Here is a 26,457-nt window from a genome sequence, read left to right as displayed (position 1 = left end):
TCAAGTAAGCCGTGCCGTCGATCTCAAGTAACCGGAGACCGTGACTACCACGCCCGCCGCCCCGAGCGCCTCGTCCCACCACCTCTCGCCCGCCTTCCCTGGCCGCGCCCCCTGGGGCACCGCCAACAAGCTGCGCGCCTGGCAGCAGGGGGCGATGGAGCGGTACATCCAGGAGCAGCCGCGCGACTTCCTCGCCGTCGCCACCCCGGGGGCCGGCAAGACGACGTTCGCGCTGACCCTCGCGTCGTGGCTGCTCCACCACCACGTCGTGCAGCAGGTGACCGTGGTCGCGCCGACCGAGCACCTGAAGAAGCAGTGGGCGGAGGCGGCCGCGCGGATAGGGATCAAGCTGGACCCCGAGTACAGCGCGGGTCCGCTCAGCAAGGAGTACCAGGGCGTCGCCGTGACGTACGCGGGCGTCGGCGTGCGGCCCATGCTGCACCGCAACCGCAGCGAGCAGCGCAAGACGCTGGTCATCCTCGACGAGATCCACCACGCCGGTGACTCGAAGTCGTGGGGCGAGGCGTGCCTGGAGGCGTTCGAGCCGGCCACCCGGCGGCTCGCCCTCACCGGCACCCCGTTCCGCTCCGACACCAATCCCATCCCCTTCGTGCAGTACGAGGAGGGCAACGACGGGATCAGGCGGTCCTCCGCCGACTACACGTACGGCTACGGGAGCGCACTCGGCGACGGCGTCGTGCGGCCCGTCATCTTTCTCTCCTACAGCGGCAACATGCGCTGGCGCACCAAGGCGGGCGACGAGATCGCCGCGCGGCTCGGCGAGCCGATGACCAAGGACGCCGTCAGCCAGGCCTGGCGCACCGCGCTCGACCCGCGCGGCGAGTGGATGCCCAGCGTGCTGCGGGCCGCCGACGCCCGGCTCACCGAGGTCCGCAAGGGCATCCCGGACGCGGGCGCCCTCGTCATCGCCTCCGACCAGGACTCGGCGCGCGCGTACGCCAAGCTCATCCGGGAGATCACCGGCAGCAGGGCGACGCTCGTGCTCTCCGACGACACCGGGGCCTCGAAGCGGATCGACGACTTCGCGGCGAGCGAGGACCGGTGGATGGTCGCCGTGCGCATGGTGTCGGAGGGCGTCGACGTGCCGCGCCTCGCGGTCGGCGTGTACGCCACCACCATCTCGACGCCGCTCTTCTTCGCGCAGGCCGTCGGCCGTTTCGTGCGTTCGCGGCGGCGCGGCGAGACCGCGTCCGTCTTCCTGCCCACCGTCCCCGACCTGCTCGGCTTCGCCAACGAGATGGAGGTCGAGCGCGACCACGTCCTCGACAAGCCGAAGAAGGAAGGGGAGGAGGACCCCTACGCCGAGTCCGAGAAGGAGATGGACGAGGCGAACAAGCAGGAGGACGAGGACACCGGCGAGCAGGAGCAGTTCTCCTTCGAGGCGCTGGAGTCCGAGGCCGTCTTCGACCGGGTGCTCTACGACGGCGCCGAGTTCGGCATGCAGGCCCACCCCGGCAGCGAGGAGGAGCAGGACTACCTCGGCATCCCCGGGCTCCTCGAACCCGACCAGGTGCAACTGCTGCTGCAGAAGCGGCAGGCCCGGCAGATCGCCCACAGCCGCAAGAAGCCCGACACCGAGGCCGATCTGCTGGAACTGCCCGCCGAGCGCCGGCCCGTCGTCTCCCACAAGGAGATGATGGAGCTGCGCAAACAGCTCAACACCCTCGTCGGCGCGTACGTCCACCAGAGCGGCAAGCCGCACGGTGTCCTCCACACCGAACTGCGCCGGGTGTGCGGCGGGCCGCCCAGCGCGGAGGCGACCGCGGGGCAGCTGCGCCAGCGCATCGCCAAGGTCCAGGAGTGGGCGACCCGCATGAAGTGACACGGGTCCCAAGTGCGGGCAATCGGCAATAACTCCGGCCCCGCGCTGACCGGATTCTGGACGGAGTCTTCCGCTCAGCGGGACGACCTCGCTACATTCCCGGCAACGCACACGCCCCGTGGCAGCGCCGCCGCGGAGCGCAGCCGGTACGCACGAAGACAGTCGTCTGCAGCCGTAGAGCCGTATGCAGCCCAGCGCCTGATCACCGACCGGCGGCTCTGACGCGCGTCGCCCAAGGGACAGGCGACGCAAACCGCCGCGTAGGAGACCGCCGACCTCACCATGAAGGAGTGGGCGTCGTGACCGCGGAGACCTCCCAGACGCTCGACAGAGGACTGCGCGTCCTCAAACTGCTCGCCGACACCGACCATGGGCTGACCGTGACCGAGCTGTCCACCAAGCTCGGCGTGAACCGCACGGTCGTCTACCGCCTGCTCGCCACGCTGGAGCAGCACGCCCTCGTCCGTCGCGACCTGGGCGGCCGCGCCCGGGTCGGCCTCGGCGTGCTGCGTCTGGGGCGGCAGGTGCATCCGCTGGTACGGGAGGCGGCGCTGCCCGCGTTGCGGTCGCTGGCCGAGGACATCGGGGCGACGGCGCACCTGACGCTGGTCGACGGGTCGGAGGCGCTGGCCGTCGCGGTCGTCGAACCGACCTGGACGGATTACCACGTGGCGTACCGGACCGGGTTCCGCCACCCCCTCGACCGGGGGGCCGCGGGCCGGGCCATCCTCGCCTCCCGGCGCGGGGTGCTGCCCGAACCCGGCTACACCCTCACCCACGGCGAGCTGGAGGCCGGGGCGAGTGGCGCCGCCGCGCCGCTGCTCGGGGTGACCGGTCTTGAGGGGAGCGTGGGAGTGGTGATGCTGGCGGACGCGGTGCCCGAGCGGGTGGGGCCGCGGGTGATGGATGCGGCGCGAGAAGTAGCGGACGCGCTCCGCTGAGGGGCGGTTCCTGGTGACCCCGGGTCGGGTCGGCCCCGGGCCGCCGTGTCGGGGACGCGCCCGTCGCGCAGGTGCGGCTCTCGTCGTGGCCGGTCGCGCAGTTCCCCGCGCCCCTGAGCGTCTGCCGGGCCCGGCCATCCGTTGAGTGCGGCTCTCGTCGTGGTTGCTCGCGCAGTTCCCCGCGCCCCTAAAGGCATGCGGCTTCGCCGCAGCCTCAGGGGCCCGATGAGATGGCGCACGAAGTGCGCATCTCAGGGGCGCGGGGAACTGCGCGACCAGCCCCCACCGGGCGGGCGGACAAACAGGGGGGCGCACGCAGTGCGCCCTTCAGGGGCGCGGGGAACTGCGCGATCAGCCCCCACCGGCCGGCAGCTGATCGACAACCCATGGGGGCGCGCGAAGCGCGCGAGAAGCACAACCCGGGGCCGCGGTGAAGGGACCCCGCACGAGCCCAGGACCGCACACGGAACCCCCCGCGTTAGATTGGGGCCGTGTTCAACCGCCTCAGCCGCCCCGCTGCCCTCACCCTGTGCGCCCTCCCCACCGTCGCCCTGCTCGCGGTGGCCGCACTCGCCCCGCTGCCGTTCTCGGTGGCGCAGCCGGGCCCCACGACGAACGTGCTCGGCAAGGACGACGGCAAGCCCGTCATCGCCATCACCGGCGCCCCGACCCGCGACACCCGCGGAGCGCTGCGCGCGGTGACCATCGTGGCGACGGGCCCGGACGCCTCCGTGCACCTCGGTGACGTGCTCGACGGCTGGTTCGCGGAGGACCGCGCGGTCATGCCCCGGGACTCGGTCTACCCGTCGGGCGGCTCCACCAAGGAGATCGAGGCGCACAACAAGAAGGAGATGAAGGGGTCCCAGGACGCCGCCACCGAGGCCGCGCTCGGCTACCTGAACGACGAGGGCGCGACCACGGACGGCGTCGAGGTCGCCCTGCAGCTCGGCGACGTCGGCGGCCCCAGCGCGGGCCTGCTCTTCTCGCTCGGCATCGTCGACATGCTGGACGGCGACGGCAGCGGCGGCGAGCTGACCGGCGGGAAGTCGGTCGCGGGCACCGGCACCATCGACGACACCGGCCGGGTCGGCGCGGTCGGCGGGGTCTCCCTCAAGGTGCAGGCCGCCGACCGCGACGGCGCCACGGTCTTCCTCGTACCGAAGGCGGAGTGCTCGGACGCGAAGGCGTCGGCGCCGAAGTCGATGCGGCTGATCCCGGTGAGCACGCTGCGCGGAGCGGTCACCGCCCTGACCGACCTGGCGAAGAACACCGGCTCCGTCCCCGCCTGCTGAACCCGGCGCGCGCCCCCAGCCGCCCGGCTCACTCCTTGACGAACCCCTTCCGCACCAGCCAGTCCTTCGCGACGTCGTGCGGGTCCTGCCCGTCGACGTCGACCTTCGCGTTGAGTTCCTGCGCGACGGTGTTGTCGAGCGCCTTGGTGATGGGCGCCAGCACCTCCGCCATCTGCGGATACTTCTTCAGGGACTTCGAGTTGATCTCGGGCGCCGCGTTGTAGTTGGGGAAGAAGTGCTTGTCGTCCTGGGTGACGTGCAGGTTCATCGCCCTGATCCGGCCGTCGGTCGTGTAGACCTCGCCGAACGTGCAACTGCCCTTGGCGGCCTGCGTGTAGATGATCCCGCTGTCCATCTGCGTGATGTTCCCGGCGCTGATCTTCATCCCGTACGCCTTCTCCATCCCCGGCAGCCCGTCCGCCCGGTTGGCGAACTCGCTCTCCACGCACAGGGTGACGGCGCCCGGGTCCGACTTCGACAGGGCCGCGACGTCGGAGAGGGTCTTGGTGCGGTACTTCTTGAAGTTGGCCTGGTTCATGCCCAGCGCGTACGTGTTGTTGAGCGCGGACGGCGCCAGCCAGGTGATCCCGTTCTTCAGGTCGGCCTTGCGCACCGCCTCCCACTGCCGGTGCGGGTCGGGGATCGGGCGGGAGTTGCCGAGGTACGTGATCCAGGCCGTGCCCGTGTACTCGTACATGGCGTCCGCGTCACCGGACTTGATGGCCTCGCGGGCGCCGACCGAGCCCTGGATCCCGGTGCGGTCCAGGACGTCCGCGCCGGCCGCCTTGAACGCGATGCCCATCATCGCGCCGAGGATCAGCTGCTCGGTGAACTCCTTCGACGTGACGGTGATGTCCGCGCCCGCCAGCGGCGCGCCCCGGCCGACCGTGCCGGGCCGTACGTCGTCGACCAGCGGGCTGCCGCTGGTGAGCCCGCACCCGGCGAGCAGCACGAGCCCGCTCGCCGCCGCCGCTGCCATCCGCGTCCGGTACCTCATGAGCGCACCTCCAGGCCGCGCGGGCGCAGCAGGAGTTCGGCGAGCGAGGCCAGCCAGTCGACGAGCAGGGCCAGGGCGATGGTCAGGATCGAGCCGAGGATCAGGACCGGCATGCGCTGGTTGGTGATGCCGGTGGTGATGAGGACGCCGAGACCGCCGCCGCCGCCGAACGTGGCGAGGGTCGCCGTGCCGACGTTGAGGACGAGCGCGGTCCGCACCCCCGCGAGGATCAGCGGGACGGCCAGCGGCAGTTCGACCCGGGCGAGGACGCCCAGCGGCGACATGCCGATGCCGCGCGCCGCCTCCAGGAGCGTCGGGTCGTTGGCCTTGAGCCCCGCGATCGTGTTGGAGAGCACCGGCAGGATCGCGTAGATGATGATGCCGATCAGGGCGGTCCGCTGCCCGATGCCCAGCCAGATGACGAGGAGCGCCAGCAGGCCGATCGCGGGCGTCGCCTGCCCCATGTTGGCGAGCGTGAGGGCGAACGGGGTCGCTTTGCGGAAGGCCTTGCGGGTCAGCAGGATGCCCAGCGGGATCGCGATGATCAGCACGAAGAACGTCGAGATCACCGTGAGCGTGATGTGCTGGCGCAGCGCCTTCCACACCTGCCCGCCGGAGATGGCGTTCTCCGAGATCGAGTCGAGGTCGGCGCTGCGGAACCAGAGCCAGGTGGCGAGCAGCACCGCCGCCAGGACGACCGGCAGGAAGGTCAGCTTCTGCCAGGTGATGCGGCGCGGCTGCCGGCGCGCCGCGGACGGCGGCGGCGCCTCCTGTTCGCCCTCGCCCTCGTCGCGGAAGGCGAGGCCCTTGACCTCGTGCTCGCCCTCGGGACGCCCGTCGCCGCGCTTCAGGGGAGTGCTCACGCCGGCCCCCCTGCGTCGCCGGCCCCCGCGCCCTCCTGCTCCGCCTGCGTCTGACGGGCCCGGTGCTCCTCCAGGTCGTGCTGGTGCTCGGCCGCTTCGAGCCGGTCGGCGTCGAGGAGTTCGTGCACGGAGTTCATCAGGGTCTCCATGTCGACGACGCCCTCGTACTCGCCGCGCCGCCCGGTGACCGCGACGCGGCCCGCGTTGTCGGTGAGGACCGCCTCCAGCGCGTCGCGCAGGGTCGCGTCCCAGGTCACGGTGTCGTGGACCAGGGTGCCCGCGCGGGCCAGGGACCCCTTGGCCCGCATCAGGTCGCCGCGGCGCAGCCACTTGTAGGGGCGGCGGCGCCGGTCGAGGAGCAGCAGCTCGTTCGTCCCGGCGGCCCGCAGCTTGTTGAAGATGTCCTGGAGCGGGTCGTCGACGCCGACGGTCGGGTAGTCGGTGACCTCGACGTCGCGTACGCGGGTGAGGTTGAGCCGCTTGAGGGCCGCGCCCGCGCCGACGAACCCGGAGACGAAGTCGTCGGCCGGGTTGGTGAGGATGGCCTCCGGGGTGTCGAACTGGGCGATGTGCGAGCGCTCGCGCAGCACCGCGATCCGGTCGCCGAGCTTGATGGCCTCGTCGAAGTCGTGCGTGACGAAGACGATCGTCTTGTGCAGCTCGTGCTGGAGGCGGATCAGCTCGTCCTGGAGGTGGTCGCGGGTGATCGGGTCGACGGCGCCGAACGGCTCGTCCATCAGCAGCACCGGCGGATCGGCGGCGAGCGCCCGCGCCACGCCGACGCGCTGCTGCTGGCCGCCGGAGAGCTGGCGCGGGTAGCGGCCGTGGAACTCGCCCGGGTCGAGCCCGACGAGGTCCAGCATCTCCTCGACCCGGGAGGCGACCTTCGACTTCGACCAGCCGACCATCTTCGGCACGAGCGCGATGTTCTGCGCGACGGTCATGTGCGGGAAGAGGCCCGAGGACTGGATCGCGTAGCCGACCTTGCGGCGCAGCTTCACCGGGTCCATGTCGGTGACGTCCTCGCCGTTGATGCGGATGCGGCCGCCGGTCGGCTCGATCAGCCGGTTGATCATCTTGAGGGTGGTCGACTTCCCGCAGCCGGAGGGGCCGACGAAGATGATCAGCTCGCCCGCCTTGATCTCCATGTTCACGCTGTCCACGGCCGGATCGGACGAACCCGGGTAGCGCTTGCTGAGGTTCTCCAGCTCGATGGCGGCCCCGGACGCGCGCGTGCCGGTCGCGGTGTCGGAGACGGGTTCAGACACGGATCCCCCTCGGGATGGTCAGCCGTCCGATGAGGACGTACGCGGCGTCGAAGAGCAGGGCGAGGACGATGATGCCGAGCGTGCCCGCCAGCACCTGGTTGAGCGCGTTGGCGCTGCCCAGGGAGGCGATGCCGCGGAAGATCTCGTTGCCGAGCCCGGGCCCGGAGGCGTACGCGGCGATGGCGGCGATCCCCATCAGCATCTGCGTGGAGACCCGGATGCCGGTCAGGATCGGCGGCCACGCCAGCGGCAGCTCCACCCGGAACAGCCGGGCCGCCCGGGACATCCCGATGCCCTTGGCCGCGTCGATCAGCGTCGGGTCGACCCCGCGCAGCCCCACGATGGCGTTGCGCACGATCGGCAGCAGCCCGTACAGGGTCAGGGAGATGACGGTCGGCGCGACCCCGAGCCCCACCAGCGGGATCAGCAGGCCGATCAGGGCGAGCGAGGGGATGGTGAGGATCGTCGAGGTGGCGGTCGTCGCGAGGTTCCCGGCCCAGTCGCTGCGGTAGGTGACGACGGCGATCACGACCCCGATGAGGGTGGCGACCACCATGCACTGGAAGACGGCGCTGGCGTGCTGGTAGGAGTCGGCGAGCAGCTGCTGGTGGCGGTTGACCAGGTACTCCCAGAAGTTCATCGCACCTCGCAGCAGGACCGGGTCCGGTGTCAGGTATCTCCCGACGCCTGCTCCACCAGCGGGATGATCCGCGGCGGAACCGGATTTTCCATGACGATCGCCGTGGAAGCCCGGACGATGCCATCAAAACCGACAACCAGGTCGATCACCCGCTGGAGATCCGCGTTCGAGCGGGCCACGAGCCGGCAGAGCATGTCCCCGCTGCCCGTCGTCGTGTGCAGCTCCAGGACCTCCGGGACGCCGGTCAAATGCGCTCTGACGTCGGCTCCTTGGCCCTGGCGGATCTGCAGCGTCGCGAACGCGGTGACGGGGTAGCCGAGCGCCGCCGGGTCCACCTGGGGGCCAAAGCCGCGGATGACTCCGTTCGAGGTAAGCCGGTCCAGGCGGGCCTGCACGGTGCCGCGGGCCACGCCGAGCCGCCGCGACATCTCCAGCACCCCGATCCGCGGCTCCCGGGCCAGCAGCAGGATCAGCCGGCCGTCCAGACGATCGATCGGCATGCGCGCCTCCCGGGTGGTCATCCTGTGCAATCAGTCTGCCGGAACCCGCGGGTCCCTGAACAGATTGTCCAGCTGATACGCGAACTGTTGCGCACCTTGTGGAACGGCGGGAGCCTCCCCTCATGACGCAGACCACACACTCGTCCTCGCAGCACACCCCCGACACCGCCCGGCAGGCCGACCCCTTCCCGGTCAAGGGGATGGACGCGGTCGTCTTCGCCGTGGGCAACGCCAAGCAGGCCGCGCACTACTACTCCACCGCCTTCGGCATGAAGCTCGTGGCCTACTCCGGACCGGAGAACGGCAGCCGCGAGACCGCCTCGTACGTCCTGACCAACGGCTCCGCCCGCTTCGTGTTCACCTCCGTCATCAAGGCCTCCACCGAGTGGGGCCACTTCCTGGAGGACCACGTCGCCGCCCACGGCGACGGCGTCGTCGACCTCGCCATCGAGGTGCCGGACGCGCGCGCCGCGTACGCCTACGCCGTCGAGCACGGGGCCCGCGGCATCGCCGAGCCGCACGAGGTCAAGGACGAGCACGGCACCGTCGTCCGCGCCGCCATCGCCACGTACGGCAAGACGCGCCACACCCTGGTCGAGCGCTCCGGCTACGACGGCCCCTACCTGCCCGGGTTCCAGGCCGCCGCGCCGATCGTCGAGCCGCCCGCCAAGCGCACCTTCCAGGCCATCGACCACTGCGTCGGCAACGTCGAACTCGGCCGCATGAACGAGTGGGTGGAGTTCTACAACAAGGTCATGGGCTTCACGAACATGAAGGAGTTCGTGGGCGACGACATCGCGACCGAGTACAGCGCGCTGATGTCGAAGGTCGTCGCGGACGGCACGCTCAAGGTCAAGTTCCCGATCAACGAGCCCGCCGTCGCCAAGAAGAAGTCCCAGATCGACGAGTACCTGGAGTTCTACGGCGGGGCCGGCGTCCAGCACATCGCGCTCGCCACGAACGACATCGTCTCCTCGGTACGGACCATGCGGGCGGCCGGGGTCCAGTTCCTCGACACGCCGGACTCCTACTACGACACGCTCGGGGAGTGGGCGGGGGAGACGCGGGTCCCCGTCGAGACCCTGCGCGAGCTGAAGATCCTCGTCGACCGGGACGAGGACGGCTACCTGCTCCAGATCTTCACCAAGCCGGTCCAGGACAAGCCGACGGTCTTCTTCGAGATGATCGAACGCCACGGGTCCATGGGCTTTGGCAAGGGCAACTTCAAGGCGCTCTTCGAGGCGATCGAGCGGGAACAGGAGAAGCGGGGCAACCTCTGAGACCATCCCGCTCCGCGGCTGTACGGGGCATGCATCCGCGCGGCCCGGCGGGGACGACTCGCGCAGTTCCCCGCGCCCCTCACAGGCAGCCTTTCGGCTGGCGCGCCCTCGTGGTTGCTCGCGCAGTTCCCCGCGCCCCTGGGCGGTACTTCGTCCGCGGCTCCGGTGGGGCTTCTCGCGCAGTTCCCCGCGCCCCCGAGATGCGCACTTCGTGCGGCATCTCATCGGGCGCCCACGGGGCCCTGGAGCCGCGGCGAAGCCGCATGCTCCAGGGGCGCGGGGAACGGCGCGAGAAGCCCCACCGGCCGAAAGCCAACAACGGAGGCGCACGCAGTGCGCCTTTAGGGGCGCGGGGAACGGCGCGAGAAGCCCCACCGGTCCGCGGCCGAAAACGGGGGCGCACGGAGTGCCCCGTCAGGGGCGCGGGGAACGGCGCGGGAACCCCCACCGGTCCGCGGCCGAAAACGGGGGCGCACGGAGTGCCCCGTCAGGGGCGCGGGGAACTGCGCGACCAGCCCCCACCGGCCCGCAGCCGAACGACCAAGGGCTGGGCCCCGGCGCACCATCCGAGCGGCACCCGGCTCAGCCCCGTCCCCCCGGCGCCCCCGGCGCCTCGCGGGGAACCCCCCACACGCGGGCCGGCCCACCCCCCACCGGCTCCCCGAGCAACAAAAGCTCCCGCCGAACCCGCGGAGCGAACAGCGGGGAGAACCCCGGATCGATCCGCACCGCCTCCCGCAGATGCCGCCGCGCCGCCCCACCGAGCCCGAGCCGCCGCTCGACGACCCCCCGGTGGTACAGGAGAAGCCCGCTCCGCACACCCCCACCCCGCGAGGAATCCGTCGCCGCCCGCAGCAGCGCGATCGCCTCCCCGTCCCGCCCGGCCCGGTGCAACGCCCAGCCCAGCGCATCCGCCACCGGCGCCCCGTGCGACCGCGCCCACGCGCCCCGCAGCCGCGCCACCGCCGCCGCCGGCTCCCCGTGGTCCGCCTCGTACCGGCCGAGCACCAGCGTGTCGTCCACCCCGCGGGCTCCCCGCGCGGCGGCCCGGGCCCGCAGTGCGTCGTACTGCCCGCGGGCCGCGCGGTCCTCGTGCAGGGACTCGTACAACTCGCCGAGCTCAAGCGCGTACTGCGGCTCGGGCCGCCCCGCGAGCGCCCGCTGATAGGCCCGCACGGCCTCCCGCGTACGGCCCAGCGAGGCCAGCGCCCGCCCCTGCCCGGCATACGCCGCGAAGAACCGCGGGTCCGCGGCGAGCGCCGCGTCGCAGTACCGCAACGCGTCCCCCGCGTCCCCCCGCTCCCAGGCCAGTTCACCGCCGAGGTGCAGCAGCGCGGCCCGCTCCGTGGGCGTCCCCGCGCGGGCCGCCCCGTCGCTGAGCAGGGCCGCCGCGTCCTCCCGCCGGCCCTGGTCCCGGTACACGGCCGCGGTGCGCAGCACCACCGCCGTCCCGCCGGCGAGCGAGGACAGCTTCGCCAGGTGCCGCGCGGCCGCCGCGTGGTCACCGAGGCCCAGGTCGGCGTCGACCAGCGCCGCGTACGCCGTCCACCGCCGCGGCGCCGGCGCCACCGCGGCCTCGCCGAACCCGCGGGCGCCGCGCCAGTCGCCCCGCGCGGCGGCCAGCGAGGCGAGGCCGTCGAGGGCCGCCGCGTTGCGTCGCGGCCGCAGGGCGAGCGAACGGCGCAGCGCCGACTCGGCCCTGGGGTAGTACGCCGGGTCGGCGGTCCGCGCCCCGCGCTCGGCATAGGCGGCCCCGAGCGCCGCCCACGCCCCGGCGGAGCGCGGATGCGCCCGCAGCCCGGCCTCGCGCTCGGCGATCAGCGCGGTCAGGTCGGGCAGCGACGCGGGCGCCCCGGCCGCCTGGGCGATCACCGCCCGCCCGGCGGGCCCGGGTGAAGCGGGGACCGGCGCCCGCGCCTGCCCGTCCGGCCGCGCCACGAGCACCCCGCCGAGGAGCACGCACCCGGCGGCGAACGCAAGCAGCGCGCGCCGCAGCACGGGGGAGCGGCGCCGCACCGCACCGGTGAAGGCGGGCGGCACGCCGTGCACCGCCTCGTCATCCACATCGTCCGCAAGCTCCAGCTCCGCGTACTCCATGGCGTTGTCCATGGCCTTCTCCATGCCGCTCACTGTGCGGGCGTACCAGGAGCGCATCCGGCCGCCATCCCGGCCCGCGACCGACCCCGCAGACGGGTTCACACCGATGGCCCCGGGTGCCAGGCTGTGATCATGAGCCGCACCCTCATCGAACTGCTCGGGGACGGACTGCCCGCCGAGGCGCTCGTCACCGACCCCGACGTCACCGCCGCCTACGCCCACGACATGGCGAGCTTCTGCGACGCGGGCCGCCCCGCCGTCGTCGTGCTGCCCCGCACCGTCGAACAGGTCCAGCACGTCATGCGCACCGCCACCGCGCTGCGCGTCCCCGTCGTCCCCCAGGGCGCCCGCACCGGCCTGTCCGGCGCCGCCAACGCCACCGACGGCTGCATCGTGCTCTCGCTCGTCAAGATGGACCGCATCCTGGAGATCAGCCCGGTCGACCGGATCGCCGTCGTCGAACCCGGCGTCGTCAACGCCGCCCTCTCCCGCGCCGTCAACGACGTGGGCCTGTACTACCCGCCCGACCCGTCGAGTTGGGAGATGTGCACCATCGGCGGCAACATCGGCACGGCCTCCGGCGGCCTGTGCTGCGTGAAGTACGGCGTCACGGCCGAGTACGTGCTCGGGCTCGACGTCGTCCTCGCCGACGGCCGCCTGCTGTCCACCGGCCGGCGCACCGCGAAGGGCGTCGCCGGCTACGACCTGACCCGTCTCTTCGTCGGCTCCGAGGGCAGCCTCGGCATCATCGTCCGGGCGACGCTCGCCCTCAAGCCGCAGCCGCCCCAGCAGCTCGTGCTGGCCGCCGAGTTCGCCTCCGCCGCCGCGGCCTGCGACGCCGTCTGCGCGATCATGGAGGGCGGCCACGTCCCGTCCCTGCTGGAGCTGATGGACCGCACGACCGTCAAGGCGGTCAACGCCATGGCCCACATGGGTCTGCCCGAGACCACCGAGGCCCTGCTCCTCGCCGCCTTCGACACCCCGGACCCGGCGAGCGACCTCGCCGCCGTCGGCGCGCTGTGCGAGGCGGCGGGCGCCACCCAGGTGGTGCCCGCCGAGGACGCCGCCGAGTCCGAACTGCTGCTCCAGGCACGGCGGTTGTCCCTCACCGCCCTCGAAGCGGTCAAGGGCACCACGATGATCGACGACGTTTGCGTGCCGCGCTCCCGGCTCGCCGAACTCCTCGAAGGCGTCGAGCGCATCGCCGCCAAGTACGCCCTGACCATCGGCGTCTGCGCGCACGCGGGCGACGGCAACACCCACCCCACCGTCTGCTTCGACGCCCAGGACGCCGACGAGGGCCGCCGGGCCCGCGAGTCCTTCGACGAGATCATGGCGCTCGGCCTGGAACTCGGCGGCACCATCACCGGCGAGCACGGCGTCGGCGTCCTGAAGAAGGAGTGGCTGGCGCGCGAGCTCGGCCCGGTCGGCGTCGACGTGCAGCGGGCCGTCAAGGCGACCTTCGACCCGCTGGGCCTGCTCAACCCCGGCAAACTGTTCTGACCCCGGCCCCGGCTCGGCCCCCTCACCGCTCGTCGGACGACGACTCGTCCGACGGCCACGGGTCGCGCAGGTAGAGGTCGTCGCCGGCCGGGGTCGTGGCCAGCAGCTCGGCGAGGCCGTCGTCGATGCCGAGCTGCGCGGCCTCAGAGCCCGGAGGGACCACCCGCAGCGTCCGCTCCAGCCAGGCCGAGACCGGCACGGTGGGCGCTTCGAGCAGCGCGTCGCCGTCCGGCGAGGTCAGCGCCATCAGGACGACGCTGCGGCCGTCCACCTTGGTCGGCCAGATCCGCACGTCGCCGTGGCCGCAGGGCCGGAACACCCCCTCCACCAGCAGCTCGCGGGCGAACGTCCAGTGCACCGGATGGTCCGAGCCGAGATGGAAGGTGATGTGGACGGCGTACGGGTCGTCGGTGCGGTAGGACAGCCGGGCCGGCACGGGGATGCTCCGCTCCGGCGACAGCACCAGTTTCAGCTCGAGTTCGCGTTCCACCACGGTGTGCATCGCGGGCACTTCCTCTCCTGCGTACGGGGCCCCGGTGTGGGCCCGCACGGGGAGAGAGCGCGATGTGCCCGCCGCATTACGCGAGTTCGCCGAAGTTTCTTCGCGGGCCCGCCGCAGTCGCCGCGGCGCACGGCGCGTTGCCCGGAAAGTGGGGCGTACCGGCGGACCGGCGCGGGCGGGTGCGGCCGTCTGATAGATGTGGAGGCCACAACAAGACCCCCGAGCAGATACGGGACGACGGACATGAGCGCCCCAACCCCGGCCCCCGGTGACGACCGGCCCCGCGAAGGCTATTACCCCGACCCGTCCATCCCCGGATACGTCCGGTACTGGAACGGTGCCGCCTGGGTGCCCGGCACCAGCCGCCCCGCCCCGTCCGAGGGCGAGTCCCTGCCGGTCCCTGCCGGGTCGGCGCCCGCGGCACCGGCGCCGGGTCCCGTGGAGGAGACCGGCCCGGTCTTCCTCGACGAGGAGCCCTCGGTCCGGACGGAGACGGGCTCCGACGACCCGGACTCGCCCGAGCCCGCCACCGCCTGGGCGGCCGACACCTCCCACCAGAGCGGGTTCGGCGGCGAGCAGGACCGCCGCGTCTCCTGGGGCGCGGGCCCCGCGGGCACCGACCCGCGCGAGCCCACCGACCCCGCGGCCGCGCCCGAACCCCCCGCCGCCCCGGCCGTCCCCGCGCGCACCGACGGCAACGTCGCGATCCGCGCGGTGCGCCCCGGCGCCGGTGCGCCGCCGCGCGGCGACGGCACGATGACGATCCGAGCGGTACCCCAGCAGACCGCGGGCCGAACCCATTCCGCCGATCAACCCCAGGCCACCGGCCAGGCCCAGGCCCAGGCCTCCGCACAGCCCCAGGTCTCCGGGCAGCCCCAGGCCTCGGGCCCGGCCCAGGCCTCGGGACAACCACAGGCCTCCGCACAGCCCCAGGTCTCCGGCCCGGCCCAGGCCTCGGGACAACCCCAGGCCTCCGCACAGCCCCAGGCCTCCGGGCAGCCCCAGGTCTCCGGCCCGGCCCAGGTCTCCGGGCAGCCTCAACTCTCCGGGCAGGCCCGGGTCGCGGGGCAGTCCCCGGCCGCCGGGCAGGACCAGTTCTCGGGCCAGGTTCGGGGCTCCGGTCAACCCCAGGCTCCCGGTCAACCCCAGCCTTTCGCGCAGGCCCAGCCCCCCGCGCAAGCCCAGACCCCCGCCCAGGCGGGCTCCCAGCCGCAGAGCCCGGCTCCATCGCAGGCCCCGGTCCGGGCCCAGGCGGGCTCCCAGCCGCAGAGCCCGGCTCCATCGCAGGCCCCGGTCCGGGCCCAGGCGGGCTCCCAGCCGCAGAGCCCGGCTCGGTCGCAGCCCCAGCCCCAGGCAAGCGCCCCCGCACCGGCCCCGGCCCAGGCAGCCGCCCCGGCAAGCCCGGGTCTCCACCCGCAGCCCGGATACGGCTACCCGCCGCCCGCGGGGGCCCAGCCGGCCGCGGCCGGTGCGCCGCAGGGGAGCCGGTCCGGGTACGGCTACCCGCCGCCGCAGCCCGCCTACGGCTACCCCCAGCCCGCCGCGTCCGCCGCACCCGCCGTCGCCACACCCGTCACCCAGGGCCCCGGCGGCGGCTCGCCGTCCTGGGCGCAGCAGGTGCACCAGCTGGCGACCCCGGAGCAGGCCGCGGAACCGCAGGGCCCGGTCACCCCGTTCAAACCGGTGGCCGCCGACCCGTTCCTCGCCGCCGCGCAGGCGCAGGCGTCCGCGCGCCCCGCGGGCCTGGGCAAGCGGCTGCTGGCGCGGCTCGTCGACTCGCTCGTCCTGGGCGCCGTCACCGCGGCGGTCGCGGTGCCGCTCGGCACCCGCGCCCTCGATCACATCGACGGCAAGATCGACGCGGCGAAGGCCTCGGGCCGGCAGGTCACGGTCTGGCTCCTGGACGGCACGACCGCGACCTACCTCGGCATCGTGCTCGCCGTGCTGCTCGTTTTCGGCGTCCTGTACGAGGCGCTGCCGACCGCCAAGTGGGGTCGCACGCTGGGCAAGAAGCTGCTGGGGCTGAGCGTGCGGGAGATCGAGGGCAGCGACTCCCCGTCGTTCGGCGCGGCACTGCGGCGCTGGCTCGCCTACGCCGTGCCCGGCGTCCTGCTCATCGGGGTCATCGGCGTCCTGTGGGGCGCGATCGACCGGCCGTGGCGCCAGTGCCTGCACGACAAGATCGCGCGCACGTTCGTCGCCGGGTAGTCACCCGCCGGGCCGCCCCGCCCGATCATGGCCGGATGCCGCCGTCCGGGTCATCCGGACGGCGGCCCGCCGGGTGCGTCGCGCCCGGGTTCGCGGTCCACTCGGGCCATGAGTACCGAACCGCCGCCCAACGGATCCGGCAGGCCGCCGGACGACGACCCGTTCCGCAAGCCGCCCCCGGCCTCGCCGGGCGGCGGCTCCCCGTACGACGGTCCGCAGCCGCCGGGGGCGTCCCCCGGCCAGGGCCCGTACGACGCCCCGCAGAACCCCTACGGCGCGACGCCCCCGCCGGGCGGCGGCGCGCCCCCGCCGTACGGGGGCGACCCCTACGGCGGGGGTGGCGGCCACGGCGCCCAGGACCCGCCGGCCGGGATGCCGCCGCTGGCCGACAGCGGCAAGCGCGTGCTGGCCCGGATCATCGACCTGATCCTGGTCGGCATCGTGGTGGGCCTGCTGTCGTGGGCGTTCGGGACCTCCGAGTACGAGACCGACCCCGACAAGATCCAGTACGGCCGGCAGTTCGGGCAGTCGCTGCTCGCGGCCGTGCTCTACATCGGCTACGACACCGTGATGATGGCCAGGACCGGCCAGACGCTCGGCAAGAAGCTGCTGAAGCTGCGCGTGGCCAACCTCGACAACGGCGCGACGCCCAGCGTGCAGAGCAATCTGCTGCGCGCGGTCGTGCTGTGGATTCCGGCCGTCTTCTGCTGCGCCTGCATCTGGACGGCGATCTGCGGCGGCTGGAGCTTCTTCGACAAGCCCTACAAGCAGGGCCTGCACGACAAGGCCGCCAAGACGGTGGTGGTCAGCACCGCCTGACACACGGCGCGGTGCGGCGTCCGGCGGGTCCGTGGTTCACGGGCCCGCCGGTTCGCGTTCCCGCACGGAGCCGGCCGGGCCGCGCGCGTGGGCCGGAGCCGGGACGCGCTGCGCGGGCACCCGCTCGGACACCCCGCCCGTCGCCTCCGGGGCGCCGGCCGCCGGCTTGCGCGTCGGCACGGAGAAGGCCACGAAGAGTCCCAGGATGAGCGCCGACACGGCGATCACGCCCACGCCGGGGCCCGAACTCGTCTGTGACAGCAGCAGCATGGCGACGGTGGAGCAGATGACGGTGCCGGAACCGTAGAGGAGCTGTGCGACAGTCGGGCGAGGCATGGCGGTATCCGTCCTCGTGACATCAGGGAAGCGCGAGCGGGGCACGGCCGGTGGATCCCACCGTCGGCCCGGACTCTAATCGGACCTGTGCCCGAACGGAACGGTTGGTAAGCATGGCCTAACCCACAGTGCCGGTGCATGGGGGGCGCACGGAATCACCGGGTCCATCCTGTGGACGGGGTACGCGCCGTCGCGTATCGGCGCGCTTGTCCGGATTCCGGATCCGCCCCCCTGCATAGTGCAACGGAAACGTCACAGTCAAGGACTGTTAATTCTCCTCCTCCTCCGGTCAAATGGCGTCACTTGTGACACGTGGCGAGCCCGCCACGGAAGAGGGGACCACTCAAGTGACCACCAAGAGACGGGCGTTGAGATCCGCCGCCGTGCTCGTGACCCTGGCCGCCACCGCGGCCACGGGTGCGCTGGCGACGACGGCCTCCGCCGATGCGCCGGCCGTGCCGGGCACCACCTCCGGGAAGACGTACGGGGGCAAGGGCCATGTCATGGACGGCCCGTTCAGCAAGCAGCAGGAGCAGCAGCGGCAGACCGCCCTGCAGAACGTCCTGCAAGGAAAGTCGAAGGTCCAGGAGAGGCACGGCTCGAAGGTCGTCGACCTCGGCCGCGGCAAGTACGTCGAGCTGGGCCGTGAGCGCACGGACAAGATCTTCACGATCCTGACCGAGTTCGGCGACAAGGTCGACAACACCACCCTGGTGGACCGCGCGGACGACAACACCCCCGATCTGAAGCCGAAGTACGGCGGCACGCCCGGCCCGCTGCACAATCGGATAGCCGAGCCGGACCGTGCGAAGAACAACAGCACGGCCTGGCAGAAGGACTACAACTCCCAGCACTACAAGGACCTGTACTTCGGTTCCGGCAAGGGCGTCGACTCGCTCAAGACGTACTACGAGAAGACGTCCTCGGGTCGCTACTCGGTCGAGGGCGAGGTCTCGGACTGGGTCAAGGTCCCGTGGAACGAGGCCCGTTACGGCTCCAACTACTGCGGCGCCGACAACTGCCCGAACGTCGAGGACCTGGTCCGCGACGGCGTCACCGCGTGGGTCGAGCAGCAGAAGGCGGCGGGCAAGACCGACGCCGACATCAAGGCCGACCTCGCCCAGTACGACCAGTGGGACCGCACGGACCACGACAACGACGGCAACTTCAACGAGCCCGACGGCTACATCGACCACTTCCAGATCGTCCACGCGGGCGAGGACGGGTCGGCCGGCGGCGGCGCGCAGGGCGGCGACTCCCTGTGGGCGCACCGCGGTTACGTCTACAGCCGCGACGACGGCGACACCGGCCCCACGGGCTTCAAGGCGGGCGGCACCCCGGTCGGCGACACCGGCATCTGGGTCGGCGACTACACGATGCAGCCGGAGAACGGCGGCCTGGGCGTCTTCGCCCACGAGTACGCCCACGACCTGGGCCTGCCCGACCTCTACGACACCTCGAACGCGGCCGAGAACTCGGTCGGTTTCTGGTCGCTGATGTCGGCGGGCTCCTGGCTCGGCACCGGCAAGAACGAGATCGGCGACATGCCGGGCGACATGACCGCCTGGGACAAGCTCCAGCTGGGCTGGCTCAACTACGACAAGGCGAAGGCCGCGACCAACTCGCTGCACAAGCTGGGCGTGTCGGAGTACAACACCAAGCTGAAGCAGGCGCTCGTCGTCGAGCTGCCCGACAAGCACGTCACCACCGACATCGTGCAGCCCGCGCAGGGCTCCAAGCAGTGGTGGTCGGATTACGGCGACGACCTCGACAACACCCTGTCGCGCACGGTCGACCTGACCGGCAAGGCCAAGGCCGCGCTGGAGCTCGACGGCTGGTGGAACATCGAGAAGGACTACGACTACCTGTACACGCAGGTCTCCACCGACGGCGGCGCGAGCTGGAAGTCGATCGACGGCACGGCCGACGGCGTCACCATCCCGCGCGACGGCGGCGACAAGCCCGCGCTGACCGGTGACTCCACCACGTTCCAGCACCTCGTCTACCCGCTCGACGCGTACGCGGGCACCAAGATCGACATCCGGTTCCGCTACAAGACGGACGGCGGCGCGGGTGGCCTCGGCTTCACCGCCGACAACCTCTCGGTGCAGGCGGACGGCGCGGCGGTCTTCACGGACGACGCCGAGGGCGACGACAACGGCTGGACCGCGCGCGGCTTCTCCCGCGTCGGCGCCTCCATCAGCGGCGACTACCCGCAGTTCTACCTCGCCGAGAACCGCCAGTACGTGAGTTACGACAAGACCCTCAAGGTCGGCCCGTACAACTTCGGCTGGCGCGACGGCGGCGCGAAGAACGACTGGGTCGAGCACTACCAGTACCGCCCCGGCCTCGTCGTCTGGCAGTGGGACACCTCGCAGCGCAACAACAACGTCGGCCAGCACCCCGGCAAGGGCCTGATCCTGCCGGTCGACGCGCACGCGAAGCCGCTGAAGTGGGCGGACGGCAAGCTGATCAGCAACAAGATCACGCCCTACGACGCCGCCTTCGGCTGGTACCCGGTGCCGGGCATGAAGCTGCACAAGCTGGGCGTCGAGACGCGGATCCCGGCCCAGCTGGGCACCCCGGTCTTCGACGACCACAAGGGCACCTACTGGTACAAGGAGAACCCGACGGGGAGTGTCCAGACAACTGACACCAACACCCGGATCACCGTCCTGGGCCAGCCGCTCGACGGCTCCTCGATGACGATCAAGGTCGGCCCCTCGACGAAGTAGTCGGTAAAGCCGCAGGTCAGAACCGTATCGGCCGCGACCGTGCTAGCCAGGTCTAGCGGGTCGCGGCCGATCGTGTTTGAGTGCGTCCTGTGAGTTCCTTATTGACACCGCGTCTTACGGGGGTGTGACCGTCATGTCCGCAGGAGGGTTCTGCAAGCTGCCCGGAGGCAGCGTGGTGGTCGCGCTGACCCTGCCCGCGCCGGGCCCCGGCGAGCGCGCGGTCCGCGTCCTCGTGCACGCCGCCAACCGGGCCCGGGCCCTGACCCGCCTGCGCAACCTCGGCCTGCGCGCGGTCTACCTCCGGGGCAACGCCCACCCGCCGACCCCGGACGAGATCACCGCGGTCCTGCACCACCCCGACGGCCTGCTGTGGCGCGAGGCCCCCGACGCCTCGACAGGCGAGCTGTGGCACCCGATAAGAGCCCTGCTCCGCCTCGCCCCCAGCGGCGCCTGACGAAGCCGAGCACCACTCCCAGCACCACCGGTGCCCGCGCAAGCCGAGCCCCCTGGTGCCCGATCAGCCCGATCCGGCACCCATCAAGCCCCTCCGGCGATTGAGGAGCGGGGTCCGGGGCAGAGCCCCGCGGCCCGAACCGCGACCCGGCGCCCGAGCCACCAGCGCCTACGCCACCACGGGCTTCCCGCTCAGCTCGACCCCGGCGCCCCGCATCTCCTCCAGTGCCGCCTCCGTCGTGGCGGCGGCGACCCCCGCGGTCAGGTCCAGCAGCACCTGCGTACGGAACCCCTCGCGGACGGAGTCCAGCGCGGTGGCCCGCACGCAGTGGTCCGTGGCGATCCCCACCACGTCGACCTCGGAGATGTCCCGGTCCCGCAGCCACCGCGCGAGCGGCACCCCGTTCTCGTCCGCCCCCTCGAACCCGCTGTAGGCGGCCGCGTACGCCCCCTTGTCGAAGACGGCGTCGATCGCCCCAGAGGCGACCGCCGGCGCGAAGTTCGCGTGGAAGCCGACCCCTTCCGTCCCGGCGACGCAGTGCACCGGCCAGCTGGTGCGGTAGTCGGGGCTCTGCGGGGGCACGGCGAAGTGGTCGCCGGGCTCGATGTGGTGGTCGCGGGTGGCGACGACGTGCTGGTACCCGCCGCCCGCCGTCTGGCCGATCAGGTCCGTGACGGCGGCAGCGACATCGGCACCTCCCGCCACCGCGAGGCTGCCGCCCTCGCAGAAGTCGTTCTGCACGTCTACGACGATCAGGGCGCGGCGCATGACTGGGTCCTTACTGAAAGGCCAACGGGTCGGCTCGGAAACTACGAGCGTAGAAGCTTCGCGTGCCGAGCGGGAGGGGGCGGCCGGGCCGCCCGCCCCGCACGGCCGGGCTCACACGTACTCGGTGGGGATGACGGCCTCGCCCCGGGAGAGCTGCGTCGCCGACAGCGGAAGACCGTCGCGGGCCGCGATGTGCCGCTCGCGCACCGCGTCCAGCGGCTCCCGGGAGAGCACCTCGCCGCCCTTGACCAGCTCGACCAGGAGCTGGCGGTCGGCGAGCCCCTCGGGCACCGGGCCCGTGCCCACGACCTCCGCCTCCGCGGCGCCGTCCCGGTCCAGCCGGCGCGCGGCCCACTTGCGGCCGCCGATGGACGTCTTGCCGCCCGCCGCCTTCTTCGCCACCGGCACCAGCGGCGCCGCCGGGTCGGCGGACTCGGCGCGCGCCACCAGCTTGTAGACCATCGAGCAGGTGGGGTGCCCGGAGCCGGTCACCAGCTGCGTGCCGACGCCGTACGCGTCCACGGGCGCCGCGGCCAGCGAGGCGATGGCGTACTCGTCGAGGTCGGAGGTGACCACGATCCTGGTGTCCTTCGCGCCCAGCTCGTCGAGCTCCTTGCGCACCCGGTGCGCGACGAGCAGCAGGTCGCCGGAGTCGATCCGGACGGCGCCGAGCCCGGGCCCCGCGATCTCCACGGCGGTGCGGACCGCCTCCTGCACGTCGTAGGTGTCCACGAGCAGCGTCGTGCCCTCGCCGAGCGAGTCGACCTGGGCGCGGAAGGCGTCGCGCTCGGTGTCGTGCAGCAGCGTGAAGGCGTGGGCGCTGGTGCCGACGGTCGGGATGCCGTACCGGAACCCGGCCGCCAGGTCCGACGTCGTGGCGAACCCGCCCACGTAGGCGGCGCGCGAGGCGGCGACGGCGGCCAGCTCGTGCGTGCGCCGCGCGCCCATCTCGATCAGCGGCCGGTCCCCGGCGGCGGAGGCCATCCGGGAGGCGGCCGCGGCGATCGCCGAGTCGTGGTTGAGGATGGAGAGGATCACCGTCTCCAGGAGCACGCACTCGGCGAAGGAGCCCTCGACGCGCAGGACCGGCGAGCCGGGGAAGTAGACCTCGCCCTCCGGATAGCCCCAGATGTCACCGGAGAACCGGTACTGCGCCAGCCAATCCAGGGTCGGCTCGTCGACCACGCCGCGCTCGCGCAGGAAGCCGAGCACGTCCGCGTCGAAGCGGAAGTTCTCCACGGCGTCCAGGACGCGCCCGGTGCCCGCGACGACGCCGTAGCGGCGGCCCTCGGGCAGGCGCCTGGTGAAGACCTCGAAGACCGAGTGGCGGTCGGCCGTGCCCCCGTGCAGGGCCGCCTGCAGCATCGTCAGCTCGTAGTGGTCGGTGAAGAGCGCTGTCGACGGAACGTCCACCGGCAGGCCAAGGTCCGCTGTGTTCATGAGCTGGATGCTACCCCCTCTTAGCGTCAAGGTGACGATTTCTGGGGTCCATTTGTGCGAACGCCCACCGACCGGCCCGAGCGGCCCGTTTGTGCGGTTCTCCCTCCGTGGTGGCAGCATGGGCCGTGTGACGGCCCCAGCACCCTTTGAGATCGAAAGCCCCGAGACCACGGAGGATGTCTCCGTGGTCCCCGAGCCGGACGTCCCCTGGATCACGCTCGTCCACAACGACCCGGTCAATCTGATGAGTTACGTGACGTACGTCTTCCAGAGCTACTTCGGCTACTCCAAGGAGAAGGCCACGAAGCTCATGATGGACGTGCACCACAAGGGACGGGCCGTCGTCTCCACCGGGAGCCGCGAAGAGATGGAGCGGGACGTCCAGGCCATGCACGGGTACGGCCTGTGGGCGACGCTGCAACAGGATCGGAAGTAGGCGGGCCAAGTGCTGACGACGTACGTGAGAGGTGCCGCGCTCTGATGCCCGGGCACTTCGAACCGATCCCCGGCGGCGCGGCCGTCGCCCTCGACGACGTCGAGATCTCCATCATCCGCTCGCTCGCGGTCCAGCTCCTGGAGCTGATCGGCCCGGGCCCCGGCGGCGAGATCTCCGACGACCCGCTCGCCGAACTCTTCGCCGAGGGCCCCAGCGAACCGCCCACCGACGCGGTGCTGCGCCGCCTGCTCCCGGACGCGTACGGCGGCCCGGCGGCCGAGGAGGGCGTGAGCGCCGCGGACGCGGACGAACTGCGCGCCTACTCTTCGGAATTCCGCCGCTTCACCGAGAACGACCTGCGGGCCGGCAAGCGCGAGGACGCCCTCGCCGTGGTCCGCTCGCTGGACGCGCTCAGCCCGGACGGCGGCGGTGGCGGCGCCGTCCTCAAGCTCTCCCAGGACGAGTCCGTCCGCTGGATGCGGGCCCTGAACGACCTGCGCCTGGCCATCGGCACCCGCCTGGACATCACCGACGAGGAGGACACGGACCTCCTCTACCGGCTCCCGGACGAGGACCCGCGCAAACCGATGGTGATGGCGTACCTGTGGCTGGGCGGGCTCCAGGAGACCCTGGTCGAAACACTTATGCCCTGACATGTCCGGATGAAAGGGGTGTCCGCCGGGTGGCGCAGGCAAGCGCGTTCGCTCAGCGGGCACTCAAATCCGCATAACGATCGCGTCACCGCCCCGACCCCCATTGCGGTCGCGAACGACTTTTGTCCCCTTTTTCCAGTGGTCCGCGTCACATCCGCCCGCCCCGGGCACCGTGAACGCCGTGATAAATCTTCACGACCACCTGACGGACGCCACCCCTGTCCGCCGGGGGCGCCCTTGTCGGCCGACCGCCGGCAGGCACAGCTCCATCCATCCAGGGGCCCAGCCCCCAAGGATCGTCACAGTCGATCCGAGCCACCGACGGCACGGATCGGCATGGAGAAAGGCGCAGCACCATGACCTCAGTGCAGGTCGACGAGCACGATGCCGGCAATGAGGCCGTGAGCGACCCGGCCGAGGGCGGCGAGGGCTACAAGCGTGGCCTCGGCTCCCGGCAGATCCAGATGATCGCCATCGGCGGCGCCATCGGGACCGGCCTCTTCCTCGGCGCGGGCAAGGGCATCTCCAAGGCGGGACCCAGCCTGATCCTCGCGTACGCCATCGCGGGCCTCGTCATCTTCTTCATCATGCGGGCGCTCGGCGAGCTCCTCATGTACCGCCCGGTCTCCGGCTCCTTCTCGGAGTACGCGCGCGAGTTCATCGGCCCCTTCGCGGGCTTCGTCACCGGCTGGACGTACTGGCTCTTCTGGGTCATCACCGGCATGACCGAGGTCACCGCGGCCGCCACCTACATGACGTACTGGTGGGACATCCCGCAATGGGTCTCCGCGCTGGTCTTCACGTTCATCCTGTACGGCGCCAACCTGATCTCCGTGAAGCTCTTCGGTGAGCTGGAGTTCTGGTTCTCCATGGTCAAGGTCACCGCCATTCTCGGCATGATCCTGATCTGCGCCGGCATCCTCACGATCGGTTTCTCCGACGCCGGCGACACCGCCTCCGTGGCCCACCTGTGGGACCAGGGCGGCTTCTTCCCGCACGGCATCGGCAACACCCTCATGACCCTCCAGATGGTCATGTTCGCCTTCCTCGCCGTCGAGCTGGTCGGCGTCACCGCGGGCGAGTCCAAGGACCCGAAGAAGGTCCTGCCCAAGGCGATCAACACCGTGCCGTGGCGCATCGCCGTCTTCTACGTCGGCGCCCTGATCATGATCCTTTCGGTCGTGCCGTGGACCAACTTCCAGCCCGGCGTCAGCCCCTTCGTCGCCGCCTTCGAGAAGATGGGCCTCGCCGCCGGCGCCGGCATCGTCAACTTCGTCGTGCTCACCGCCGCCCTGTCGTCCTGCAACTCCGGCATGTACTCCACCGGCCGCATGCTGCGCGACCTCGCCCTCAACGGCCAGGGCCCGTCCTTCTTCACCAAGCTGACGAAGAACGGGCTGCCGCTCATCGGCACGACGGTCTCCGCCGCGATGATGCTGGTCGGCGTCTGGATCAACTACCAGTGGCCCGGCGAGGCGTTCAACTACGTCGTCTCCTTCGCCACCATCTCCGGCATGTGGGCCTGGATCGTCATCCTGATCTGCCAGATCCGCTACCGCCTGAAGTCCGACCGCGGCGAACTGCCCGTCTCCGAGTTCCGCGCCCCCGGCGGCGTCTGGGCCAGCGCCTTCTCGCTCGCCTTCCTCGCCCTGGTCATCGTGATGATGGGCATCGACAAGGACGCCCGGGTCTCCCTCTACGCGGCCCCGGTGTGGGGCGCCGTCCTCGGCGTCTCCTACTTCGTCCTGCGCAAGCGCAACCCGCAGAGCGCCGCGTTCGCCAAGCGCGGCTGACCGCCGCCGACGCACCGCGTCTCACCAGTCGGGCCGCCTCGTACCGCACTCCGGTACGGGGCGGCCCTCCTGCTTATCCTGGCCGCATGCTGACGATTTCGAAGGCCCTGTACGACCAGATCGTGGCCCACGCCCGCGCCGACCACCCCGACGAGGCGTGCGGCGTCGTCGCCGGCCCGGTCGGCGAGGGCCGCCCCGAGCGCTTCGTCCCGATGCTGAACGCCGCCCGCTCGCCCACCTTCTACGAGTTCGACTCCGGCGACCTGCTCAAGCTCTACCGCGACATGGACGACCGCGATGAGGAGCCGGTGGTCATCTACCACTCGCACACGGCCACCGAGGCCTACCCCTCGCGCACCGACATCTCCTACGCCAACGAACCCGGCGCCCACTACGTCCTGGTCTCCACCGCCGACACCGACGACGCGGGCCCCTTCCAGTTCCGCTCGTTCCGCATCGTCGAGGGCCAGGTCACGGAGGAAGAGGTCGAGGTCACGGCCTGATCCCGGCCCTGTCCCGCCCACTGGACGGATTTCGACCGCATGCTGAGATCACACTCCGGGAACCAGGCCGGGAATCGTTACGATGAGCCCATGGTTTCCCACGACGTGAGCGAAAAGACGCCGGGCACGCTGCTCGTGGCGCGGCTGCACGTCGACCTGTGCCGCCTCGCCAGCGCCATCTGTCCGCGCTGAACCGCGACCCCCGCGACCACCACGCACGGCCGAACCGCCGGTACCGGGCGCCGCCGCGTGCCCACCCACACGACTTCCGACTCCTGACAGGAGCACCAGCATGGCCATCGAGGTCCGCATCCCGACCATCCTCCGCACCTACACCGACGGCGCCAAGGCCGTCGAGGGCAGCGGGGACAACCTCGCCGAGCTGTTCACCGACCTGGACACCCGGTACACGGGCATCGCCGCCCGGATCGTGGACGGGGGCCAGCTGCGCCGCTTCGTGAACGTGTACCTGAACGACGAGGACGTCCGCTTCCTCGACGGCATCGACACCAAGCTGACCGACGGCGACAACGTCACGATCCTGCCGGCCGTGGCCGGCGGCATGCGCTGAGCCGGACGTAGCGAC

25 protein-coding genes are annotated in these 26,457 nt (G+C 71.9%); 15 read left to right on the top strand and 10 right to left on the bottom strand.

Features of this window, described 5'->3' with window-relative positions:
* Window positions 1–40: 40 nt before the first annotated feature.
* The 3 genes from ACIBW6_RS04755 (at window position 41) to ACIBW6_RS04745 (ending at window position 4,076) form a co-directional block, all read left to right on the top strand.
* Window positions 41–1,843 carry a DEAD/DEAH box helicase gene (locus ACIBW6_RS04755; RefSeq protein ID WP_399056681.1) on the top strand — a complete coding sequence of 601 codons (1,803 nt, stop codon included), beginning with the start codon at window positions 41–43 and terminating at the stop codon, window positions 1,841–1,843.
* Window positions 1,844–2,142: 299 nt separating this feature from the next.
* The gene (locus ACIBW6_RS04750) at window positions 2,143–2,784 is read left to right on the top strand and encodes an IclR family transcriptional regulator (protein ID WP_399056679.1); all 642 of its coding nucleotides are present in this window, start codon (window positions 2,143–2,145) and stop codon (window positions 2,782–2,784) included.
* Between the two features lie 491 nt (window positions 2,785–3,275).
* Window positions 3,276–4,076: a S16 family serine protease gene (locus ACIBW6_RS04745; RefSeq protein ID WP_399056677.1), complete on the top strand. Its 801-nt coding sequence runs from the start codon at window positions 3,276–3,278 to the stop codon at window positions 4,074–4,076.
* A gap of 28 nt (window positions 4,077–4,104) precedes the next feature.
* Here the strand turns inward: ACIBW6_RS04745 and ACIBW6_RS04740 are convergent, their stop codons facing one another.
* The 5 genes from ACIBW6_RS04740 to ACIBW6_RS04720 are packed head-to-tail and all read right to left on the bottom strand — an operon-like array spanning window position 4,105 to window position 8,344.
* Window positions 4,105–5,073 (bottom strand): glycine betaine ABC transporter substrate-binding protein, encoded by a 969-nt coding sequence (locus ACIBW6_RS04740; protein WP_399056674.1) that lies wholly within the window; start codon window positions 5,071–5,073, stop codon window positions 4,105–4,107.
* Window positions 5,070–5,924, bottom strand: coding sequence for an ABC transporter permease (locus ACIBW6_RS04735; RefSeq protein ID WP_399057660.1), 855 nt, complete (start codon window positions 5,922–5,924; stop codon window positions 5,070–5,072). The genes ACIBW6_RS04740 and ACIBW6_RS04735 overlap by 4 nt, the downstream gene beginning before the upstream one ends.
* Before the next feature lie 8 nt (window positions 5,925–5,932).
* A complete protein-coding gene (locus ACIBW6_RS04730; RefSeq protein ID WP_399056671.1) occupies window positions 5,933–7,204 on the bottom strand; it encodes an ABC transporter ATP-binding protein in 1,272 nt (423 codons plus the stop codon).
* Window positions 7,197–7,844 carry an ABC transporter permease gene (locus ACIBW6_RS04725; RefSeq protein WP_399056669.1) on the bottom strand — a complete coding sequence of 216 codons (648 nt, stop codon included), beginning with the start codon at window positions 7,842–7,844 and terminating at the stop codon, window positions 7,197–7,199. The genes ACIBW6_RS04730 and ACIBW6_RS04725 overlap by 8 nt, the downstream gene beginning before the upstream one ends.
* 29 nt (window positions 7,845–7,873) lie before the next feature.
* Window positions 7,874–8,344 (bottom strand): Lrp/AsnC family transcriptional regulator, encoded by a 471-nt coding sequence (locus ACIBW6_RS04720; protein ID WP_399056667.1) that lies wholly within the window; start codon window positions 8,342–8,344, stop codon window positions 7,874–7,876.
* Window positions 8,345–8,466: 122 nt separating this feature from the next.
* Here ACIBW6_RS04720 and hppD point away from each other — a divergent pair, with 122 nt between their 5' ends.
* On the top strand, window positions 8,467–9,624 hold the full coding sequence (hppD, locus tag ACIBW6_RS04715) for a 4-hydroxyphenylpyruvate dioxygenase (RefSeq protein ID WP_399056665.1): 1,158 nt from the start codon (window positions 8,467–8,469) through the stop codon (window positions 9,622–9,624).
* Window positions 9,625–10,206: 582 nt separating this feature from the next.
* Here the strand turns inward: hppD and ACIBW6_RS04710 are convergent.
* The gene (locus ACIBW6_RS04710; RefSeq protein ID WP_399056662.1) at window positions 10,207–11,745 is read right to left on the bottom strand and encodes a tetratricopeptide repeat protein; all 1,539 of its coding nucleotides are present in this window, start codon (window positions 11,743–11,745) and stop codon (window positions 10,207–10,209) included.
* A gap of 108 nt (window positions 11,746–11,853) precedes the next feature.
* On the opposite strand from ACIBW6_RS04710, the gene ACIBW6_RS04705 reads away from it, so the two are divergent.
* Window positions 11,854–13,224: an FAD-binding oxidoreductase gene (locus tag ACIBW6_RS04705; RefSeq protein ID WP_399056660.1), complete on the top strand. Its 1,371-nt coding sequence runs from the start codon at window positions 11,854–11,856 to the stop codon at window positions 13,222–13,224.
* A 22-nt stretch (window positions 13,225–13,246) separates the two neighbouring features.
* Here ACIBW6_RS04705 and ACIBW6_RS04700 read toward each other — a convergent pair whose 3' ends face one another.
* On the bottom strand, window positions 13,247–13,726 hold the full coding sequence (locus tag ACIBW6_RS04700; RefSeq protein WP_399057658.1) for an SsgA family sporulation/cell division regulator: 480 nt from the start codon (window positions 13,724–13,726) through the stop codon (window positions 13,247–13,249).
* 243 nt (window positions 13,727–13,969) lie between these two features.
* On the opposite strand from ACIBW6_RS04700, the gene ACIBW6_RS04695 reads away from it, so the two are divergent.
* Window positions 13,970–15,934, top strand: a complete 1,965-nt coding sequence (locus tag ACIBW6_RS04695) for an RDD family protein (RefSeq protein ID WP_399056657.1) — start codon at window positions 13,970–13,972, stop codon at window positions 15,932–15,934.
* Between the two features lie 108 nt (window positions 15,935–16,042).
* Window positions 16,043–16,753, top strand: coding sequence for an RDD family protein (locus ACIBW6_RS04690; RefSeq protein ID WP_399056655.1), 711 nt, complete (start codon window positions 16,043–16,045; stop codon window positions 16,751–16,753).
* Between the two features lie 36 nt (window positions 16,754–16,789).
* Here the strand turns inward: ACIBW6_RS04690 and ACIBW6_RS04685 are convergent, their stop codons facing one another.
* Window positions 16,790–17,089 (bottom strand): hypothetical protein, encoded by a 300-nt coding sequence (locus ACIBW6_RS04685; RefSeq protein ID WP_399056653.1) that lies wholly within the window; start codon window positions 17,087–17,089, stop codon window positions 16,790–16,792.
* A 347-nt stretch (window positions 17,090–17,436) separates the two neighbouring features.
* Here ACIBW6_RS04685 and ACIBW6_RS04680 point away from each other — a divergent pair, with 347 nt between their 5' ends.
* Both ACIBW6_RS04680 and ACIBW6_RS04675 read left to right on the top strand, forming a co-directional pair.
* Window positions 17,437–19,824, top strand: a complete 2,388-nt coding sequence (locus tag ACIBW6_RS04680; RefSeq protein ID WP_399056651.1) for an immune inhibitor A domain-containing protein — start codon at window positions 17,437–17,439, stop codon at window positions 19,822–19,824.
* A gap of 133 nt (window positions 19,825–19,957) precedes the next feature.
* Window positions 19,958–20,278: a hypothetical protein gene (locus tag ACIBW6_RS04675; RefSeq protein ID WP_399056649.1), complete on the top strand. Its 321-nt coding sequence runs from the start codon at window positions 19,958–19,960 to the stop codon at window positions 20,276–20,278.
* Window positions 20,279–20,446: 168 nt separating this feature from the next.
* Here the strand turns inward: ACIBW6_RS04675 and ACIBW6_RS04670 are convergent, their stop codons facing one another.
* Window positions 20,447–21,046 (bottom strand): isochorismatase family protein, encoded by a 600-nt coding sequence (locus ACIBW6_RS04670; RefSeq protein WP_399056647.1) that lies wholly within the window; start codon window positions 21,044–21,046, stop codon window positions 20,447–20,449.
* A 111-nt stretch (window positions 21,047–21,157) separates the two neighbouring features.
* Window positions 21,158–22,486, bottom strand: coding sequence for a nicotinate phosphoribosyltransferase (locus ACIBW6_RS04665; protein WP_399056645.1), 1,329 nt, complete (start codon window positions 22,484–22,486; stop codon window positions 21,158–21,160).
* Between the two features lie 118 nt (window positions 22,487–22,604).
* Between ACIBW6_RS04665 and clpS the strand changes: the two genes are divergently transcribed.
* The 6 genes from clpS (at window position 22,605) to ACIBW6_RS04635 (ending at window position 26,442) form a co-directional block, all read left to right on the top strand.
* Complete coding sequence (gene clpS / locus ACIBW6_RS04660; RefSeq protein WP_399056642.1) at window positions 22,605–22,922, top strand: ATP-dependent Clp protease adapter ClpS; 318 nt, start codon at window positions 22,605–22,607, stop codon at window positions 22,920–22,922.
* 44 nt (window positions 22,923–22,966) lie between these two features.
* Window positions 22,967–23,575 carry a DUF2017 domain-containing protein gene (locus ACIBW6_RS04655; protein WP_399056640.1) on the top strand — a complete coding sequence of 203 codons (609 nt, stop codon included), beginning with the start codon at window positions 22,967–22,969 and terminating at the stop codon, window positions 23,573–23,575.
* A gap of 356 nt (window positions 23,576–23,931) precedes the next feature.
* Window positions 23,932–25,368 carry an amino acid permease gene (locus ACIBW6_RS04650; RefSeq protein WP_399056638.1) on the top strand — a complete coding sequence of 479 codons (1,437 nt, stop codon included), beginning with the start codon at window positions 23,932–23,934 and terminating at the stop codon, window positions 25,366–25,368.
* An 86-nt stretch (window positions 25,369–25,454) separates the two neighbouring features.
* Window positions 25,455–25,871, top strand: a complete 417-nt coding sequence (locus tag ACIBW6_RS04645) for a Mov34/MPN/PAD-1 family protein (protein ID WP_399056636.1) — start codon at window positions 25,455–25,457, stop codon at window positions 25,869–25,871.
* 90 nt (window positions 25,872–25,961) lie between these two features.
* Window positions 25,962–26,063, top strand: coding sequence for a putative leader peptide (locus ACIBW6_RS04640; RefSeq protein ID WP_018531834.1), 102 nt, complete (start codon window positions 25,962–25,964; stop codon window positions 26,061–26,063).
* 100 nt (window positions 26,064–26,163) lie between these two features.
* Window positions 26,164–26,442, top strand: coding sequence for a MoaD/ThiS family protein (locus tag ACIBW6_RS04635; protein ID WP_399056633.1), 279 nt, complete (start codon window positions 26,164–26,166; stop codon window positions 26,440–26,442).
* Window positions 26,443–26,457: the final 15 nt, after the last annotated feature.

Origin of the sequence: Streptomyces sp. NPDC049813 (genome assembly GCF_044465085.1) — a bacterium.
Classification (GTDB): Bacteria; Actinomycetota; Actinomycetes; order Streptomycetales; family Streptomycetaceae; genus Streptomyces.
Note: the sequence above shows the minus strand (reverse complement) of the source record. Positions and strands in the feature narration are given on the sequence as shown.